Below are 18,325 nucleotides of genomic sequence, written 5' to 3'. Positions count from 1 at the left end.
ATATATTAATTTCTATTTCCTACTTACTTGAGCCAATGTCGGGAATTGAACCCGAGACCTCTTCCTTACCAAGGAAGCACTCTACCCCTGAGCTACACCGGCAGAGAAATCTTCATTTCAAGCTTAATCTTTCAAATTTACTAAAACTCAAAACTCTTAAACTATATTTTGTGGGGAGAGCAGGATTCGAACCTGCGAAGTTTACACAGCAGATTTACAGTCTGCCCTCGTTGGCCGCTTGAGTATCTCCCCTTACCATTAATATCAATATTTCAAAAAAAAGAGCCGGTGGAGGGACTCGAACCCACGACCTGCTGATTACAAATCAGCTGCTCTAGCCAACTGAGCTACACTGGCATTATCAATAAAAAAAGTCCGCTATTTCTAACGGACTGCAAATGTAGAGATTTTATCTCTCATTCAAAACATTTTTTAAAAAAAATTTATATTAAATGTGCGAACTTATTTTTTCTTTCCTTTTCACCAACAATCGTTCTAAAGATTCCGCACAAAGTTCCACTGCTTCTTCAAAAATTTTACACTGCTTTTTAACTACAAAATCATCTCCAGGGACATTAATTTTTATCTCGGCAATTTTATTCTCTTTATCACTTGTCTTTTCAACTTTTAAAAAGACATCTGCCGATACTACTTTATCGTAATATTTTTCCAACTTGTCCATTCTTTCTTGAACAAAATCTACTAGCTTTCTGTCAACAGTAAAGTTAACCGCTTGGACATTTACCTTCATAATCATTTTTTTTTAATAGTTAAACATTTCCAAATTATTTCTGATTCCTGGGATGCGCATCTTCATATACTCTTTTTAGCTCTGACAAACTATTGTGCGTATATATTTGAGTTGATGCCAAACTAGAATGCCCTAATAATTCTTTCACTGAATTCAAATCGGCTCCATTATTCAATAAATGAGTAGCAAACGTATGTCGCAATATGTGCGGACTCTTTTTTACTTTCTCGGAGACAGCACTAAAGTAAGAATTTATTAATCGATACACAAAAGAATCATTTAATTTTAACCCTTTTTTTGTGAGAAAAAAATAATCGCTATCCACTATAGACAACAAAGACGAACGCTCATTTAAATACAACGAAAATTGATCTATAATTATTGGCAAAACTGGCAATACCCGCTCCTTATTCCTCTTCCCCAACACTTTGATCGTACTGCTGGATAAATTGATATTAACTACTTTTAAATGAATCAACTCTGTTCTTCGTATACCGGTAGTATAGAACAAATCAACCATAAGCTTATTTCTTATTTCCTCAAAACCTATTGGATTTTGCATATGACTGAACACATCCTCAACTTCTTTTTCAGAAAATGGAATTTGTAATATCTTAGGTGTCTTTAATGCTTTGTGCTTTAATAGCGGACTCACTTCTATTTGCTTCGTTTTTAATAGAAATTTATAAAATGCTTTTAAGGACGCAATTTTTCTATTAACGGAGGTATTTGATACATTATCATCAACAAGAGACACAATCCAACTTCTAATTTGACTATAATTGGCTTGCTCTACGCCCTTTTGATCAAAATGAATACTATTGAATGATTCGAAAGAAGCAACATCATTACAATACGCAGTAACTGTATGTGAAGAATATTTTTTCTCCAACTGCAAATAATCCCGAAATGCACCTTTATTATTAGTCATAAAAAAACCGTTAGCATCAAAGTTATAAAACTTTTAATGACTAACGGTAATTTATTTTAATAGATATTGACTAACTTTCTAAGTTATCTCTCATATTTTGGATATAAGCCGCTTTTTGAATTTTGATTCTATTTGTTACTGAAGGCTTAATAAAAGCAGTACGTGCTCTTAGTTGACGAACAGTTCCTGTTTTATCAAATTTTCTTTTGTAACGTTTTAACGCTCTATCGATATTTTCTCCGTCTTTAATTGGTATAATTAACATAATATAGACACCCCCTTTCTTTAAGTGTGCAAAAGTAAACATTATTTTGAATTACAAGTCATGAATTACAGATTATTTTTGGGCGTGCCTGCGAACACCACTTTTACCGTCATCAAAGCATCCTTTCAGCCAACCATTCATTGCATGCTCTCATTGTATTCCGAACCTTCCTCTTTCATCCTTGACGCAAAAAAAAAGCCAATCTACAATTTAATGCACACCGACTCTTTATTTTATTTTTTAATCCCAAAAAAACTATTCCTTCAATAAATTTCTTGAAATAACTATTTTTTGAATCTCAGTAGTTCCTTCACCAATAGTACATAATTTAGAATCTCTATAAAATTTCTCTACCGGGTAATCTTTGATGTAACCATAACCTCCATGAATTTGTACCGCTTCATTCGCAACTTTCACACACACTTCTGAAGAATACATTTTAGCCATAGCACCCATCGTAGTCACCGGTCTGTGTTGTTGTTTTAAGAAGGCTGCTTTGTGCAACAACAATTCTGAAGCTTCAATTTCAGTTGCCATATCAGCTAATTTGAATGAAATTCCCTGAAACTCACAAATTGGCTGACCAAACTGATGCCTCTCTTTTGAATATTTTAAGGCAGCTTCATAAGCGCCCTTGGCAATTCCTAATGACAATGCGCCAATGGAAATCCTTCCGCCATCTAATATTTTCATCGCCTGAACAAAACCTTGCCCAACTTCGCCTAATCTATTAGCATCTGGAATGCGACAATTATCAAAAATCAATTCAGCAGTTTCACTTGCGCGCATTCCTAATTTATTTTCTTTTTTTCCCGAGGTAAAACCTGGCATTCCTTTTTCAAAAACAAAGGCTGTCATTCCTTTTGAATCTCCTTTTTCACCAGTACGAACAATAACAACAGCGATATCTCCAGAAATGGCATGCGTAATGAAATTTTTTGCTCCATTAACAATCCAGAAATCTCCATCTTTTTTTGCGGTAGTATTCATTCCACCGGCATCAGATCCCGTATTATGCTCCGTCAATCCCCAAGCACCAATATGCTCAGCAGTGGCTAGTTTAGGAATCCATTTTTTCTTTTGCTCTTCACTTCCAAATGTCAAAATATGATTCGTGCATAAAGAATTGTGCGCCGCAACAGACAAACCAATCGATGGATCTACTTTTGAAATTTCCTCTACAATAGTTATGTATTCATGATATCCTAATCCAGAACCTCCAAGTTCTTCCGGCACTAAAACACCCATAAAACCCATTTCACCTAATTTCTTAAATAAAGGCACTGGAAATGTTTGTGCTTCATCCCACTCCATGATATTCGGGCGAATTTCTTTTTCAGCAAAATCTCTTATAGATTGCGCAATCATTGATTGCGTTTCGTTGTAGTCAAAGTTCATTGTAATACAGTTTTATTTTAAAAGTTCAAATATAAGTCAATTATTTTTGCTTTATCAACAGGAAATCCCTTATTTTTTGTTAAATCCTCAATATTTTTAATATCTACCTTCATTCTTACAATTTTTCTCAGGAGTATCCCTTAAATTAGAAAATTGAGAAAGTGCTTTTTATGAACAAGTATTACTATTTATCTTTTTTAAAAATGAGAGAAGTACAACTTCAAAATGATCATTTAAAATTCCAACAACTTCGAGAAATAAAACCTCTTAAACTTTCTATTGCTACTTGCATTCGTTAAGAAATAGCGTCGTTTTTTTGAAAAAAGCTTCCTGAGTTATACTCTTTATAACCTGCAGATTGAAAGAATCAATTTTAGAAAGTCATTTTTGATTCTGGGTTTTGACGGAATCAATTTGATCGTATCCAAAACTAAAATCCAAAAAAAAAAAAAAAAACCAGTTGCAAAACAACAATACTAATAGTCAATTAAAAACACCTGTCTGTTGTTCCATGAGGAACTTAGAATAATTCTATAGCCCAACTCATAATTCAGTTTTAATATTATTTTAATAGTAAGAAATCTAAATGATAAATTAAATCAAAACGCTTGGTTTTTCAAAGAAAAATAGTCAAAAAGGATAAATTATTTTAAAAACAAAGCAAGATATCGTTTGGACTGCCTCCAAAAAAGCTTCTTGTTAGATTAAATCCCTAATAAAGACAGGTAAATTATTTTTTTATAACTTAAAACTCAATTATTGTTTTTATTTTTTATAAAAAAGAATACATTTGGACCTTAATAACAAACAAACCATATAAACTATGTCAATTTGGAAAACTAAACCACTTTCGGTATTGCTAAATGAAGCATCAGAATCTGAAAAAGGATTAAAAAGGACTTTGTCTTCACGTTCATTAGTAGCACTTGGAGTTGGGGCAATTATTGGAGCCGGATTATTTTCATTAACAGGTATTGCAGCAGCAGAACATGCAGGCCCGGCAGTTACACTTTCTTTTATTTTAGCCGCTGTAGGATGTGCTTTTGCAGGACTTTGCTATGCAGAGTTCGCATCAATGATACCCGTAGCAGGAAGTGCCTACACCTATTCCTATGCAACTATGGGAGAATTTATGGCTTGGATTATTGGCTGGGATTTAGTTCTCGAATATGCATTAGGAGCCGCTACAGTAGGTGTGAGCTGGTCGAGATATTTACTCGAACTATTAAATAAATACGGAATTCACCTCCCCCATAATCTGATATGTTCACCTTGGGAAACATTAAAACTAAGCGACGGAACTATTATAGAAGGCGGAACGATAAACCTTCCAGCAATTTTTATCGTTTCTATGCTATCATTATTATTGATAAGAGGAACTAAAGAATCTGCCTCCATAAACAACATCCTTGTTGTAGTAAAAGTTATTGTAGTAATTATGTTTATTGTTTTAGGCTGGAGTTTTATTGACACTGCAAACTATACTCCATACATCCCAGACAACACAGGCGTTTTTGGAGAATTTGGATGGTCTGGAATTGCTGCCGGAGCTGGAACTGTTTTCTTTGCTTTTATCGGTTTTGATGCTGTTTCGACAGCAGCTCAAGAAGCAAAAAACCCACAAAAAGGGATGCCAATTGGTATTTTAGGATCATTAGTAATTTGTACTATCCTTTATGTATTGTTTGCACACGTAATGACAGGTCTTGTTCCTTATGGTGATTTTGCAGGAGATGCTAAACCAGCAGCAACGGCATTTGCCAAAACTGGCTATTCATTTCTACAAACTGGATTAATTGTCGCTATTTTAGCGGGTTATACTTCTGTAATGCTAGTAATGTTAATGGGACAAAGTCGTGTTTTCTACACGATGAGTAAAGATGGTTTATTGCCTTCTTTCTTTAGTGACATTCACTCTAAATTCAGAACTCCATGGAAAACAAATATTTTCTTCATGATATTTGTGAGTCTTTTTGCAGGTTTCGTACCCGTAAGTGATTTGGGTCACATGGTAAGTATTGGAACATTATTGGCCTTCGTACTAGTATGTATTGGAGTTTTAGTAATGCGCAAAAGAATGCCAGATGCTCCTAGATCATTTAAAACACCTTTAGTTCCTTACGTTCCTATTGCAGGAATATTAATCTGTTTAGCTTTAATGTATTCATTACCGAACGAAAGCTGGGTTAGACTTATTGTATGGATGGCCTTAGGGGTTCTGATCTATTTTGTATATGGAAAGAAAAATAGTAAATTAAACAATCCGGATAAATAAATTTATTCCTTAAATAAAAAAAGGGATCGTAAAGTATTTGAAATACTTTACGATCCCTTTTTTATTACTGTTACACTACAAATCAAAAACAGAAGTGCGTTTAGCCCTAATTAAATCCTTTAGGCGAATCCAAAATGCCAATGTCAAATAAACAGCAAACCACAATCCAACCGTAACAAACGACAAATAGATAAAAAACAATCGCACACTACTGGCACGCATTCCTAATGTATCAGCCAAACGGGAAGAAACATGAAAACCGTGCTTTTCAAAAAAAAACTTAAGTTTTATTACTACTGACATTTTTAGCTCCTTTGATTATTCACTTTCAGAATACAAACTTACAACATTATCTTATTCTCACATTAACTGATATTCAAATTATCCATTTTCGAATAGTTCAACCCCACTGTCACATTCTAAGCATTTACTATTAGCACAATACTTTTTTTAAAAGAGACAAATAAGAAAATCTTCCTTTATTTTGAGATTTTAGACGAAAAAGCAAAGCAATAAAAATAGAAATAAAAGAAATTTACCTCAATAAATACAATTTAGCGCAAGCCCGAGCATCTGATAATGCTTCGTGATGATTTAATTGTATTTTCATTTCCTGACAGCAATCACTTAATTTAGTTGGCTTCAATCCTTTGGCTTTGTAGATTTTCACAGTGCATTCCCAACGAGGTGCCAAATTCAAATCAGCATAATCCAAATTATAAAGCGCCATTGATTTAGCCAGAACATTTCTATCGAAACTCTCATTATGAGCCACAACAACCCTGTTTTGAAGACGTTTTTTAATTTCTGGATATACTTGCGCAAATGATTTTGCATTCACTGTATCACGCGGATAAATTCCATGCACCTGAATGGTAAAAGGAGAATACAGATTATTTGGCGGCTTTATTAAACTGACAAACTCATCTACAATTATTCCGTTTTCTACGGTAACAATACCTACAGAGCAAGGATGGAATGCTGTTGCGGTTTCAAAATCTATAGCAGTGAAAGTCATTTTATTTGTATTTTGTAAAAACTAAAAAACCACAAATTTAACGAATTAAATTCGTCAAATTCATGGCAATAAAAATTTTAATACTTGGAAATACAAATATTATTTTATCGAACCAATAATATCATATTTGGTAATAATATGGTGATTCCCATTCTCTAATTCAACCAGAACTGCATCATTCTCTTTGGTAAATAATTTAGACACTTCTTCTATTGAAGTTCCCAATTTTACAATTGGAAATGGTTTTCCCATAATTTCTTTAATAGGCCTGTCTGCTACATTTTTATCGGCAACATAACTTTGAAACAAATCACTTTCATCTACAGACCCTACGAATCCTGTGACGTCTATCACCGGAATTTGAGAAATCTTGTATTTACGCATTCTTTCGATAGCGTGTGAAACTAATTCTTCCGTACGGACTACAATTAATGGTTTATCGATATGATCCTTGATAACATCTTCGGCTTTTTTGATTTCCTCGTCCACAAAACCTCTTTCACGCATCCAATCGTCATTAAACATTTTACCTACATAACGACTTCCTGAATCATGGAACAACACCACTACAACATCTTCTGGTTTAAAATGTTCCTTGAGCTGCAACAAGCCTTTTACAGCTGCTCCTGCTGAATTTCCAACAAATATCCCTTCTTCAAGTGCAATTTTACGGGTATAGACCGCTGCGTCTTTATCTGTTACTTTTGTAAAACCATCAATTAAAGAGAAATCAACATTCTTTGGTAAAATATCTTCTCCAATTCCTTCGGTTATGTACGAGTAGATTTCATTTTCGTCAAAAATTCCTGTTTCATGGTACTTTTTAAATACAGAACCATAGGTGTCAATTCCCCAAATTTTAATACTCGGATTCTTTTCTTTCAAGTATTTTCCGACTCCTGAAATTGTCCCTCCCGTTCCTACTCCAGATACAAAATGAGTAATTCTACCACCAGTTTGCTCCCAAATTTCAGGTCCGGTTTGCTCGTAATGTGCTAACGTATTGGATGGATTATCATATTGATTTACATACCAGGAATTAGGTGTTTCTTCAGCCAGTCTTTTAGAAACAGAATAATAAGAACGTGGATCATTAGGTTCTACATCAGTCGGACAAACTACCACTTTTGCTCCTACTGCACGAAGAATATCCATCTTTTCTTTGGATTGTTTATCTGAAATCACGCAAATTAATTTGTAGCCTTTTATAATAGCCACTAATGCCAATCCCATTCCTGTATTACCTGAAGTTCCTTCAATAATAGTCCCTCCTGGTTTCAATCTTCCATCAGCTTCGGCATCTTCAATCATTTTTACGGCCATTCTGTCTTTTACAGAATTCCCGGGATTGAAAGTCTCTACTTTAGCAAGCACCAAAGCATCTATTCCAGCAACCACTTTATTTAGTTTTACTAATGGTGTGTTACCTATTGTGCCTAATATGTTTTCTGCGTAGTGCATTTTATTATTCATTTAAAAATGTGAGTTGTTATAAATCGCCCTACAAAGATAGCATTTTGTTACAAAACAATCTTAATTGCCGAATTTTCGTTCGTGCTTATTTTCAGGATGCTTTTATTCCAAAGCAGTTACTGAATTTTACCCAAAACAGTATCCTTTACTTACCTACTGTCAAGCCAAATAAAGTCATAGCGGATCGTAGAAAACGTCACAAGGATTATTGGAAGAAATTCCAAACTAATCCAAAACGAAATGTAAAATCACGAGAGGGACTGTTAGGTGAAGAATAAAAATTATTTCCTGATAAAGCGGAATTAAAATGCTCTGCTTTTATATAAATTCTGGTTCTTTGGATCTTTGCATTAATAAAGAAATCAAAATTAGGATGATTCCCAATTTCCTTTCCATTTTGAACAAAAAACTCACCAATCACCGGATTGTAATCATTGGCATAATATTTCGTGAAATAATTAAAGGAGACTCCTGTCTGCAAAAACAAAGCATTCTGTTTGAAAAAATAACCCGAGTAATAAAAGGTATTTCTCGTTACGATTTCAGGCACATTTAAGACATTATCCTGCTGATCTACTTTCTGATACAAAACAGTATTATCTAAAGCAAAACTCCCGAATTTTAATTCTTTACTCACTTTCACTGACAAGTAATTAATTGTCTTTTCATATTGAGTCGGCGCAACGATTTGGGTCCTTGCTACGATCTGAGCATCTGTTGAAACATCATTAAAATACAAATGATCGTTTAGAACTAAATACTGCAGCGATGCATTAACCCATGGTGTAACGGCATTGGCGCTAATTGAGTTGATTTTTTCATTCTTAAAATCATTTGACCAATTGTATTGGATATAGCTACTCTGATAGAGATTGTAATTATTATTTGGCAACTTATTTATGTTTTGATATTGAAATGACAATTCCGTTTCATCATTAAAATCATATTTCACTTTTGCATCCAAATTTGACAGCGATTGATTGGTAATGGATCTTGAATACAAGAATTTTCCGTTCCACTTGTTTTTTTGGTACTCATACTGCCCTCCTACATTATTTATGTTTTGACTTAAAGAACTGGGAACTATTTTATCATCAAAAATTAATATTTGATTGTAGTGGTAATTAGAACCAAAATCATCAATAAAAAATTGAAATTTCCCTAAAGTTGTATTCTCATAAATTAATCCCGCTTTATTGTACATTTTATTATAATGGGTCTGATCGTTTATTCCGCTATCTTTAAAAGAACCCCCAAATCTGAACACTATACTTCCGCCCACACTTGAGGGGACGGTAGCCTGATTGTATTCAAAAAATTTATTTTCATAATTAAACTGATGGGTCAAATATAAATTATTAGCTCCTTTATTCGCATTGATTCTAAAATTGTGATCTAAGAAAATTCTTTTCCCTTTCAGAAATGATTTAGCATCTGAAAAGAACACCTCAAGTCGTTGTCTGTTGCTGTAATTCGGGTCTTCACTTTCGAAATCACTAATTGTTGTAATCCCACCATTTTCCTCATTTAAAATATCCTGAGAAGTGAAATGTGTATTGGAATAATAACGCTTGTTTTTAGTGTTATAACTTACGGTAAATCTAAAATTTCCTGTACTCGACAGTTGATTTATATATTTCCCTTCAGAGCGTAATCCTCTGTAAGCTATAGAGAAATTGAGATTCTCCGAAGTGTTTAAAGTAATAAACGCATCCGTTGACTGGCCTTTTTGAATGGTAGTTTTAAAATATAATTCGGTAACTGGAGTGGCTACAGAACTATATCTAATTTGGTTTGCTTCCAGGAAATTAAAATGTTTTGCTTTGAATCCAAATTCCGGAAAAGGAGAAAAATCAGTTAAACTATACTGTAAAGTATTATACGTTTGTCCGTCATTAGAAAAAGGTAAAAGTCCAAAAATGTCTTTTCGTAAATAATTATGACTGTATTCCTTTTGAATAGTCAGCGAAGTGTCTATATAAGTTGTATCCCGATCCAAGGTAATCACCCGATACATATCTATAGTAGCAACTGGTTTCTTTTTTTTATTTATTGAATCCGAACTATTGTATTTACTATTAAAATCTAAATTTTCACTGTTCTTTTCCTGAGAAAACACCAACGTGGAGAATGATAAAAAAATAAAAAAAAAGAAAATTCTCATTTGAAAGGGTATAATTAGGCTATTATTTTTACAATTTTAATCAAGCAAAGGTAATTTATAAAAACGTATAAATAAAAAAACACTGCATTTTATAGGATTGTTATAACAAATAGAAAGATAACGCATTTTTCCAGAGAAAATTTTATAATATTTGTTTCTTCAAAACAAAACTATATGCTCGAAAACAATTTTTCGAAAATTATTCTCGAAAGCGGAACCGATGAAGCGGGTCGTGGATGTCTTGCTGGCCCTATCACTGCAGCGGCCGTAATATTGCCATTCGATTTTGAGAACATAATCTTGAACGACAGTAAACAATTATCCGAAAAGACGAGAGAAGAATTAAGATCTATTATTGAGCAGCAAGCCATTTCATTTGCTGTGACGCATCTTGAGCCTTTGGTCATTGACGAAATCAATATTTTGAATGCCTCTATAAAAGCAATGCAGGAAAGTATTTTGAAACTTAATCCCAGGCCGGAATACATTATTGTTGATGGAAATGCGCCGCTGATACACAAAAAAGGAATAAAAAATCGTGGAGGCAAAATTTTCACTACTATTGAACTCGAAATTCTAAATTCCATTCCAAATACCAGTATCGTAAAAGGGGATTCTAAATTTATGAGCATTGCCGCTGCCTCCGTATTGGCAAAAACGTATCGCGATGATTATATGAATCGGCTTCATGAAGAATTTCCAATGTACAATTGGAAACAAAACAAAGGCTATCCTACCAAAGAGCATCGTGAGGCTATCCGAAAATATGGTATTACAAAATACCACCGCATGACATTTCGTTTATTACCGGAACAATTAAAGTTAGAAATTTAGATTTTTGATTGAAGATTTCTTATTTCAGATCTCGTAAAAGTCCCTTCGAAAAGATTCGAAAAATGTTTCAGAATTTTTTCTTTCACTTCTTCTTCGTTTACGCTTTCAACTCCGAGTTCTACGTTTAATGTAGTTACTGCTTTACCACGAATCCCACAGGGAATAATATTATCAAAATAACCTAAATCAGCATTTACATTTAAAGCAAATCCATGCATGGTTACCCAACGGGAAGCACGAACTCCCATAGCACAAATTTTCCTTGCAAATGGTGTGCCCACGCCCAACCAAACTCCGGTTTCGCCTTCACTTCTTCCGCAAGTAATACCATATTCTTCCAACGTTAAAATAATCGCTTCTTCCAGAAAACGTAAATATTTATGAATATCAGTAAAGAAATTTTCTAAGTCAATAATAGGATAACCTACAATTTGTCCTGGACCATGATACGTAATATCACCACCACGATTGATTTTGTAGAAAGTAGCTCCTTTAGCTTCCAATTGCTTTTCGGACAGCAATAGATTACTTAAATCTCCACTTTTACCCAAAGTATACACATGTGGATGTTCCACAAAAAGAAAATAATTTGGGGTGTCTAAATTGGTTTCTTCTCTCCTATTCTTAATTTTTAAATCTACAATTCCTTTGAACAGTTCTTCCTGGTATTCCCAAGTTGCTTTGTAATCTTTATTTCCTAAATCTTTAAGTTGGATTATTTTGTTCATTTTTTTTGAAGGTGCAAAAGTTCAGAACAGCAAAGGTACAAAGTTTTTAAGAGAAGTTACAGATTCAAAAACTTGAGAGGAAAGCAACGCAAATCATCAAATAATTACTCTAAAATCACTTCAAGTCTAGTACTTTCAGGATTTTGTAAACAATCCGATAACAGAAATTGTAATTCTAATGATTTTTTGTCTTCGCCTATTTTTGCACTGGCGTTTGAGATTGATTTTATTTTTCGCGGAAAATGATACTTTAAAACATAAACTTGATTGATTTTAAAATTGGAAAATCGGGTTTTCAATTCTGAAATTTTATCTTGTTGCTTTTTTAATTCCACTGAATCTGTAATTTTCACTATTCTTTTGAAAAGACTACCGTCAAAAGAATAACTTACAGTATAATAATGTTCTTCAGCGCTTAAGGCATAATTATGTTTTAAATCATCCGCATATTCCTGCGTTTTGTACAAATCAGGAAGCTCTTCTATTTTATTAAAATTTTGACTAATTTTTGTTCGAAACTCTTTTTCGTAGGAACTTTTCTTGATATGAACATTTATGGTTGCATATTTTTGAAAAATAGCTTTTTCGAATGCTGGAAGCTTTGAGAATGTTTCCGAATATTTTGTTATAAAATCCTTGAAGACGTAAGTCGTGTCCTCAAATTTTTCTTCTTTGGAATAATTTTCACCAGCCAACTGCATGTAGCTGTGTTCGTCGCGAAGCGATTCGGTTTCTATTTTTCCACTCCCGTCTTGTTTTAAATCTATAGTTTCGGTGATTTGACAACTTGTCGTGACAATTATCAATAGCATCAAAACGCAAATTATATTTTTCAATTTTTATGATTTTGAACGCTTATTTTCGCCAAATGTAAATTAATAACTACAATTTATAGTCCGGATTGTGATGGAAATCCCTTTTATTTTTTCTTTAAATATAAAAAGATTGTAGTCTAAAGCCAGAAATAGCTCCAAAAAACCTTTACCACTTTGCTACTTTGCTACTTATACAGTATCTTTGCGCTCTTAAAATCAGAATAAAATGGCATTATCCGAACAAGAAATATTACGTAGAGAAGCGCTTACCGAATTACGCAATTTAGGCATTGAGCCCTATCCCGCAGCCGAATTCATCACAACCGCCTATTCCAGTGAAATCCTAGCCGATTTCGAGAAGTTTGAAGGTAAGGAAGTGGTTCTTGCCGGTCGTTTGATGGGAAAACGTATTATGGGCAAGGCATCATTTGCAGAATTGAAAGATGCTGAAGGACGTATTCAAATCTATGTTTCGAGAGATGATATTTCGACTGATGAAGAGAAAACAATGTACAATGTGGTTTTCAAAAAACTATTAGATATTGGTGATTTTATTGGTGTTCGCGGAACGGTTTTCAAAACGCAAGTAGGGGAAATCTCGATTCACATTTATGGATTGACTGTTTTGGCGAAAGCTTTGAAACCTCTTCCTGTTGTAAAAACTGATGCTGACGGAAAAACGCATGATGCTTTTGCTGATCCGGAACAAAGATATCGTCGTCGTTACGTGGATTTAACCGTTAACGATCATGTAAAAGAAACCTTTATCAAAAGAACTAAATTATTCAATTCGATGCGTTCTTTCTTTAATGAAAAAGGGTATCTTGAAGTTGAAACTCCAGTTTTACAACCTATTCCTGGTGGTGCGGCAGCACGACCTTTTATCACGCACCATAACTCGCTTGACATGCCTTTATACATGCGTATTGCGAATGAATTATATTTAAAAAGATTAATCGTTGGTGGTTTTGATGGTGTTTATGAGTTTTCGAAAAACTTCCGTAATGAAGGAATGGACAGAACGCACAACCCAGAATTTACCGCAATGGAAATATATGTAGCCTACAAAGACTACAACTGGATGATGAAATTCACCGAAAACTTATTGGAGCATTGTGCAATTGGTGTAAATGGAATCAGCGAAGCAACCTTTGGAGAACATACTATAAACTTTAAAGCACCGTATGCAAGAGTTACAATGACCGATTCTATCAAACATTTTACTGGTTTTGATATTTCAGGCAAAAACGAAGCTCAATTATTTGATGCAGCAAGAGGAATGGGAATTGATGTGGATGCCACTATGGGTAAAGGAAAATTGATTGACGAAATTTTTGGCGCCAAATGCGAAGGAAATTATATCCAACCTACCTTTATCACGGACTATCCCAAAGAAATGTCACCGCTTTGTAAACAGCACCGTGACAATCCAGAATTAACAGAGCGTTTTGAATTAATGGTTTGTGGTAAAGAAGTAGCGAATGCTTATTCTGAATTGAATGATCCAATTGACCAAAGAGAACGTTTTGAAGAGCAAATGAGATTAGCTGAAAAAGGAGATGATGAAGCAACCGGAATTATAGATGAAGATTTCTTGAGAGCTTTAGAATACGGAATGCCGCCAACTTCTGGATTAGGAATTGGAATGGACCGATTGATGATGTTCTTGACTAATAATGCCTCAATTCAAGAAGTGTTATTGTTTCCGCAAATGAGACCAGAAAAAAAACAAGTTCAAATTGAATTGTTAGACGAAGAAAAACTTATCATTGCTATTTTGAAAACTAATGAAAGTAAAATGAATTTGGGATTATTAAAAGTAAAATCAGATTTGAGCGGAAAGAAATGGGATGCAGCAATGAAAGGATTAGCCAAGTATGGTTTAGTAAAAGTAGCCTTAGTTGATGATATCAAAATAGTGGAATTAGCGTAAGTTATTGCGTTTAAGTTATTAAAAAAAGGAGCTAACGCTCCTTTTTTTGTTACAACAAAAACTTATTTCAGTTTATTGAACGTATCTGTACCAGTCCCTGATATGAAAACTTTTTTTTAATACTTTAATTGGCAAACGTTATCTGCTCAATAAGAATCAGGCTTACAAAGTATAATTCAAATTAACACTCCAACGATAATTGGCTTCGATTTTTGAACTCGATAAATGTTGACTGATAGGAAGCATTGCATTGATACCGATGGAAAAATTACCTTTTCCCGCTTCAACCCCAAATTTAGTAAAAAGAATATCTCCCGAAGTGTCCGGTAATTTCTCTCCAAATTGTTTATTGGTTTCATAAACTTCGCCCGCTAAGCCTAACTGTGGAACCAGTTTTATGGCAGGTAAATCAAAAAGATAAAACAATGTGCTACCGTAATTAAATTGATTTCCAAATTGGTACTGCTTTTGATTTTCGGTTTTAAAAGTATAATTCAACATGGTACTTAATCCCAAATTTTTCTTTTTAACTACATATTCCGATACCAAAAGATAATCCCAACTACCTGTTCCCACTTGGAAACTCTGATTGACACTTCCTGTATTATTAGCTTCGTCAAATTTCCCTGTTGGTATTTTTACGCCTCCACCTAATTGTAATTTATGCGTAAAAACCGTACTGTCTCTATGCGTTTGATAAACTGAATACATTGCCATAACGGAAATATCGCCAAGTCCTTTGATGCTTTCGGTTCCGGTGGAAAGTTCACGATTATGAAAATGATAGGGGACCAATGCCGAAATCTGGATTTTCTCTGTAATTGGTATTTTTGTCCAAATTTGTACTGTATTGAAATTTTCGTCTACCCATGGTGAGTTCGCGAAAATACCGTCTCTACTGCTATAACTCTGATTTAAATAGCGTAAGCCTACAAAGTTATTGTTCAGCATGGAACTGAACCCCATACTTCCGCCACTGGCCGAACAACCACAGGCATCACAATCAAATTCGAAATCTTCGAGTAATTGCATTTTTTGAAAGGTAAATCTCGAAATGCTGTCTTTTTCTATTTCAGCAGAGACAAACTGGTTTACAAAAAGAAATAAAACAATAATTAGAATTCTATTTTTCATGATTTTAATATTCTGAGAATCGGCTATCGGTTAGATATTGATTATCGGTTAATGTTTTTAGAAAGGCAATTAATTGCATTTTTTGAGAATCAGACATCGGAATTCCTAAATTTCCGTTTTGATTTAGCACCGGATCTAAAGTTGCCGAATTTAGAACTCCTGAAGCATAATGATTCAAAACGGACTCTAATGTCCCGAATCTTCCATCGTGCATGTATGGCGCAGTTTTTTCTACATTTCGCAAACTTGGCACTTTGAATTTATAATAATCCTTTGCTAATTGTGTCACCCGAAATCTTCCCACATCATTTATTTGCGGATTGATAGCGAGGCCATTATTCCGATATGAATTATCGGTCATCAAATCCGTAGCGTGACACGAAGCACATTTTGAATTAAAAAGCGCGTAACCGGCTGCTTCGTCTGAAGTAAAAGTGCCGCCTGTTTCATTACGACGGTATTTATCAAATTTAGAATTAGATGAAGTCACCATCAACATGAATTGAGAAAGTGCTTTCAGCATATTTTCGGTATTTATTTCACCATCCGTGAATGCTTGTTGAAAAAGCTTTAGATAGGTTTTATCGGATTTCATCATGGCAACAATTGCCATCAAATTGCCATTCATTTCGATAACACTTGTCAATGGAATAATAGGCTGCAAATCCAAATGAGTTGTTGCTCCGTCATACATAAATGCAGTTTGATAGCCAAGATTCTGAATCGAAGGCGTATTACGGGTTCCTATATTATCTCCAACACCGTGACTGAAAGTATGTCCATGATGTGTAAATGCATCTTCTTGAATGTGACAAAATCCACAAGAAATAAGACCATCCGAAGATAATCTTCCATCATAAAATAATTTTTTCCCCAATTCAAATCCTTTCTCTGTTGGTGGATTTAGTGCTATATTATAAGCCAAATCCGGAAAATTAGACGGCACTTCGAAATTTAAAGGTTTATTCACATAAACATCATCTTGATCCGAGCAACTGGAAAGAGAAATCGAAAAGAGAAGTAACAAGATTAATTTGTACATATTTAAGGTTTTTAGCCCCGGCAGCAATAGAAAGCCATAGCATAAAATGTGATTTCTTACGAAAAAAACAATTAAAGGAAGCTCTTTTTCCGACTTAGAAAACCACATTTTTTAGCAAGGACTTGCGATGTATCGCAGGGTATAGCTTCTAATTCAATATGAATTAATCGTTATGAACGTGAGCCACCGTAAACATTCCTTTTAAGTTTACTGTGATTAAAGGCAAATTTGCTCCACCCATAATCATGGCTCCCATTCCACCCATATTATTGTCAGAAAGTTTAATTTTATTTGTGCCATCTATAATTTTAGACAAATCAGCCACAACATGAATTTCCGGGGCAATAGTAGTTCGCACCATTGCTTTTGTTGGCAAATCTAGTGTTACTTCTGTATAATTATAATCCGTCCCTGTTTGTCCGGTATGAACCATAAACGATGTGCTGTTCGTCACTGTTGGTGACGTAAACACACCTTCGAAAGCCAAGAATTTATACCCTGCAGACCAACTCCACATCATTTCAGCAGCTTGGGCAACAGCAAGGAAATTTCCCTGACCCGTCGCTCCCAGTTCCCATTGCGCTTTGTCAACTCCTATTCCAAATTTTACTTTGGTATAATTTGCAGCAGGAACATTAGTTAATTCCAATAAATGACTGGCTTCAGTAGCTTCATCAACGATAAAATAGCTTTCGCTTTTTGGATAGACAAAGGTAGTCCCATCCTCTTTTGTCAAGACGATGTTGCTGATTATGTATTTAATAGTACTAATTTTTAAAACCTCGTTGTTTGAAGTCGTGTTGGTTTGAGTATTTAATATCAAGTCATTTGATCCAAATGCATTATCGAATTCCACGCCAAGGTTTCCAGTTCCTGAGATGACCTCATCATTATTTGTACATCCAGCAAACACAACACTTATTGCAATAATAGCTATTGCTTTATTTAGTAAATTTTTCATTTATATAATTGTATAATTCTTATTTTTTGTTTTTGAAATAATTACGCGTACAAAATACTTTCAAATGACAATGGTCAATTAAAAAGCACGCGTAAAATTGTTTTATTTAAAATTTAAGAATTAAAAATCGGAGGATGAAAAATAGAATCCAAATTCAAATGAGAATATAAATTGGAATAAACCGGGTTTATTTTTTCTTTAGTACCAAAACAAACATGCGCAATTTTGAAAGATTGAATTTCTTCAAAAAACAACACTTCAAAAACTTGGGATACTGTTTTTTTCTCAGAAGAAGCTGGCTTATCTGTATCAGAAGCTTTCGCCAATTCTTTCATCAAATGACACTTCCCGTTGCATTGCATTTTGGGCTTGTCTTTATTGATACAAAGTACTTTTGAAATATATTCATAATTCACCACATATTCTAAAACCGGAAGGACTGGTTTTAGAAACATGATTAATACGATTATGAATACTATTTTTTTCATGGGACAAAAGTAAATATATTTTTCAGATTCTAATAGCCTAAACGCAATAGGATAAAAGATTTTTTTTAGAATTTATTTTTTAAACATACCTGTTATTTATGGATCTCAAGAGTAG

General features: G+C 34.0%; 17 protein-coding genes and 3 tRNA genes. 3 read left to right on the top strand and 17 right to left on the bottom strand.

Annotation, left to right across the window (positions count from 1 at the left end; translation table 11 throughout):
• Positions 1 to 30 precede the first annotated feature (30 nt).
• The 7 genes from ACNQGN_RS08000 to ACNQGN_RS07970 form a co-directional block, all read right to left on the bottom strand.
• Positions 31 to 102: transfer RNA gene (locus ACNQGN_RS08000), tRNA-Thr, on the bottom strand.
• A gap of 69 nt (positions 103 to 171) precedes the next feature.
• Positions 172 to 252: transfer RNA gene (locus ACNQGN_RS07995), tRNA-Tyr, on the bottom strand.
• Positions 253 to 283: 31 nt separating this feature from the next.
• A tRNA-Thr gene (locus ACNQGN_RS07990) sits at positions 284 to 357 on the bottom strand.
• Between the two features lie 91 nt (positions 358 to 448).
• Entirely contained in the window at positions 449 to 751 is a 303-nt protein-coding gene (hpf, locus tag ACNQGN_RS07985) for a ribosome hibernation-promoting factor, HPF/YfiA family (RefSeq protein ID WP_417987310.1), read from the bottom strand.
• 34 nt (positions 752 to 785) lie between these two features.
• Positions 786 to 1,682 carry a tyrosine-type recombinase/integrase gene (locus ACNQGN_RS07980; RefSeq protein WP_417987309.1) on the bottom strand — a complete coding sequence of 299 codons (897 nt, stop codon included), beginning with the start codon at positions 1,680 to 1,682 and terminating at the stop codon, positions 786 to 788.
• A 70-nt stretch (positions 1,683 to 1,752) separates the two neighbouring features.
• Positions 1,753 to 1,947, bottom strand: a complete 195-nt coding sequence (gene rpsU / locus ACNQGN_RS07975; protein ID WP_035670421.1) for a 30S ribosomal protein S21 — start codon at positions 1,945 to 1,947, stop codon at positions 1,753 to 1,755.
• Between the two features lie 255 nt (positions 1,948 to 2,202).
• The gene (locus ACNQGN_RS07970) at positions 2,203 to 3,345 is read right to left on the bottom strand and encodes an acyl-CoA dehydrogenase family protein (protein ID WP_417987308.1); all 1,143 of its coding nucleotides are present in this window, start codon (positions 3,343 to 3,345) and stop codon (positions 2,203 to 2,205) included.
• 823 nt (positions 3,346 to 4,168) lie between these two features.
• Here ACNQGN_RS07970 and ACNQGN_RS07965 point away from each other — a divergent pair.
• A complete protein-coding gene (locus tag ACNQGN_RS07965; RefSeq protein WP_417987307.1) occupies positions 4,169 to 5,620 on the top strand; it encodes an amino acid permease in 1,452 nt (483 codons plus the stop codon).
• Positions 5,621 to 5,695: 75 nt separating this feature from the next.
• Here ACNQGN_RS07965 and ACNQGN_RS07960 read toward each other — a convergent pair whose 3' ends face one another.
• The 4 genes from ACNQGN_RS07960 to ACNQGN_RS07945 form a co-directional block, all read right to left on the bottom strand.
• Positions 5,696 to 5,923, bottom strand: coding sequence for a PspC family transcriptional regulator (locus ACNQGN_RS07960; protein WP_099714538.1), 228 nt, complete (start codon positions 5,921 to 5,923; stop codon positions 5,696 to 5,698).
• Between the two features lie 232 nt (positions 5,924 to 6,155).
• A complete protein-coding gene (locus tag ACNQGN_RS07955; RefSeq protein WP_417987306.1) occupies positions 6,156 to 6,638 on the bottom strand; it encodes a 3'-5' exonuclease in 483 nt (160 codons plus the stop codon).
• Positions 6,639 to 6,737: 99 nt separating this feature from the next.
• Positions 6,738 to 8,099 carry a pyridoxal-phosphate dependent enzyme gene (locus ACNQGN_RS07950; RefSeq protein WP_417987305.1) on the bottom strand — a complete coding sequence of 454 codons (1,362 nt, stop codon included), beginning with the start codon at positions 8,097 to 8,099 and terminating at the stop codon, positions 6,738 to 6,740.
• 217 nt (positions 8,100 to 8,316) lie between these two features.
• Positions 8,317 to 10,275 (bottom strand): putative porin, encoded by a 1,959-nt coding sequence (locus ACNQGN_RS07945; protein ID WP_417987304.1) that lies wholly within the window; start codon positions 10,273 to 10,275, stop codon positions 8,317 to 8,319.
• Between the two features lie 174 nt (positions 10,276 to 10,449).
• Here ACNQGN_RS07945 and ACNQGN_RS07940 point away from each other — a divergent pair, with 174 nt between their 5' ends.
• Positions 10,450 to 11,109, top strand: coding sequence for a ribonuclease HII (locus tag ACNQGN_RS07940; RefSeq protein ID WP_417987303.1), 660 nt, complete (start codon positions 10,450 to 10,452; stop codon positions 11,107 to 11,109).
• Here ACNQGN_RS07940 and lipB read toward each other — a convergent pair.
• Together lipB and ACNQGN_RS07930 are read right to left on the bottom strand one after the other, a co-directional pair.
• Entirely contained in the window at positions 11,106 to 11,837 is a 732-nt protein-coding gene (gene lipB / locus ACNQGN_RS07935) for a lipoyl(octanoyl) transferase LipB (RefSeq protein ID WP_417987302.1), read from the bottom strand. The genes ACNQGN_RS07940 and lipB overlap by 4 nt on opposite strands.
• 104 nt (positions 11,838 to 11,941) lie before the next feature.
• Positions 11,942 to 12,673: a hypothetical protein gene (locus ACNQGN_RS07930; RefSeq protein ID WP_417987301.1), complete on the bottom strand. Its 732-nt coding sequence runs from the start codon at positions 12,671 to 12,673 to the stop codon at positions 11,942 to 11,944.
• A 205-nt stretch (positions 12,674 to 12,878) separates the two neighbouring features.
• Here ACNQGN_RS07930 and lysS point away from each other — a divergent pair, with 205 nt between their 5' ends.
• The gene (gene lysS, locus ACNQGN_RS07925; RefSeq protein ID WP_417987300.1) at positions 12,879 to 14,585 is read left to right on the top strand and encodes a lysine--tRNA ligase; all 1,707 of its coding nucleotides are present in this window, start codon (positions 12,879 to 12,881) and stop codon (positions 14,583 to 14,585) included.
• Between the two features lie 162 nt (positions 14,586 to 14,747).
• Here the strand turns inward: lysS and ACNQGN_RS07920 are convergent, their stop codons facing one another.
• The 4 genes from ACNQGN_RS07920 to ACNQGN_RS07905 all read right to left on the bottom strand — a co-directional run bounded on the left by ACNQGN_RS07920 (position 14,748) and on the right by ACNQGN_RS07905 (position 18,210).
• The gene (locus ACNQGN_RS07920) at positions 14,748 to 15,719 is read right to left on the bottom strand and encodes a transporter (protein WP_417987299.1); all 972 of its coding nucleotides are present in this window, start codon (positions 15,717 to 15,719) and stop codon (positions 14,748 to 14,750) included.
• 4 nt (positions 15,720 to 15,723) lie between these two features.
• On the bottom strand, positions 15,724 to 16,761 hold the full coding sequence (locus tag ACNQGN_RS07915; RefSeq protein ID WP_417987298.1) for a cytochrome-c peroxidase: 1,038 nt from the start codon (positions 16,759 to 16,761) through the stop codon (positions 15,724 to 15,726).
• Between the two features lie 163 nt (positions 16,762 to 16,924).
• The gene (locus ACNQGN_RS07910; RefSeq protein WP_417987297.1) at positions 16,925 to 17,722 is read right to left on the bottom strand and encodes an MbnP family protein; all 798 of its coding nucleotides are present in this window, start codon (positions 17,720 to 17,722) and stop codon (positions 16,925 to 16,927) included.
• Positions 17,723 to 17,835: 113 nt separating this feature from the next.
• Positions 17,836 to 18,210: a hypothetical protein gene (locus ACNQGN_RS07905; protein WP_417987296.1), complete on the bottom strand. Its 375-nt coding sequence runs from the start codon at positions 18,208 to 18,210 to the stop codon at positions 17,836 to 17,838.
• Positions 18,211 to 18,325 lie beyond the last annotated feature (115 nt).

The organism is Flavobacterium rhamnosi (genome assembly GCF_048286515.1).
In the GTDB taxonomy this organism is placed as follows: domain Bacteria; phylum Bacteroidota; class Bacteroidia; order Flavobacteriales; family Flavobacteriaceae; genus Flavobacterium.
The sequence above is the reverse complement of the archived record's forward strand: the minus strand, read 5'-3'. Positions and strand labels throughout refer to the sequence as shown.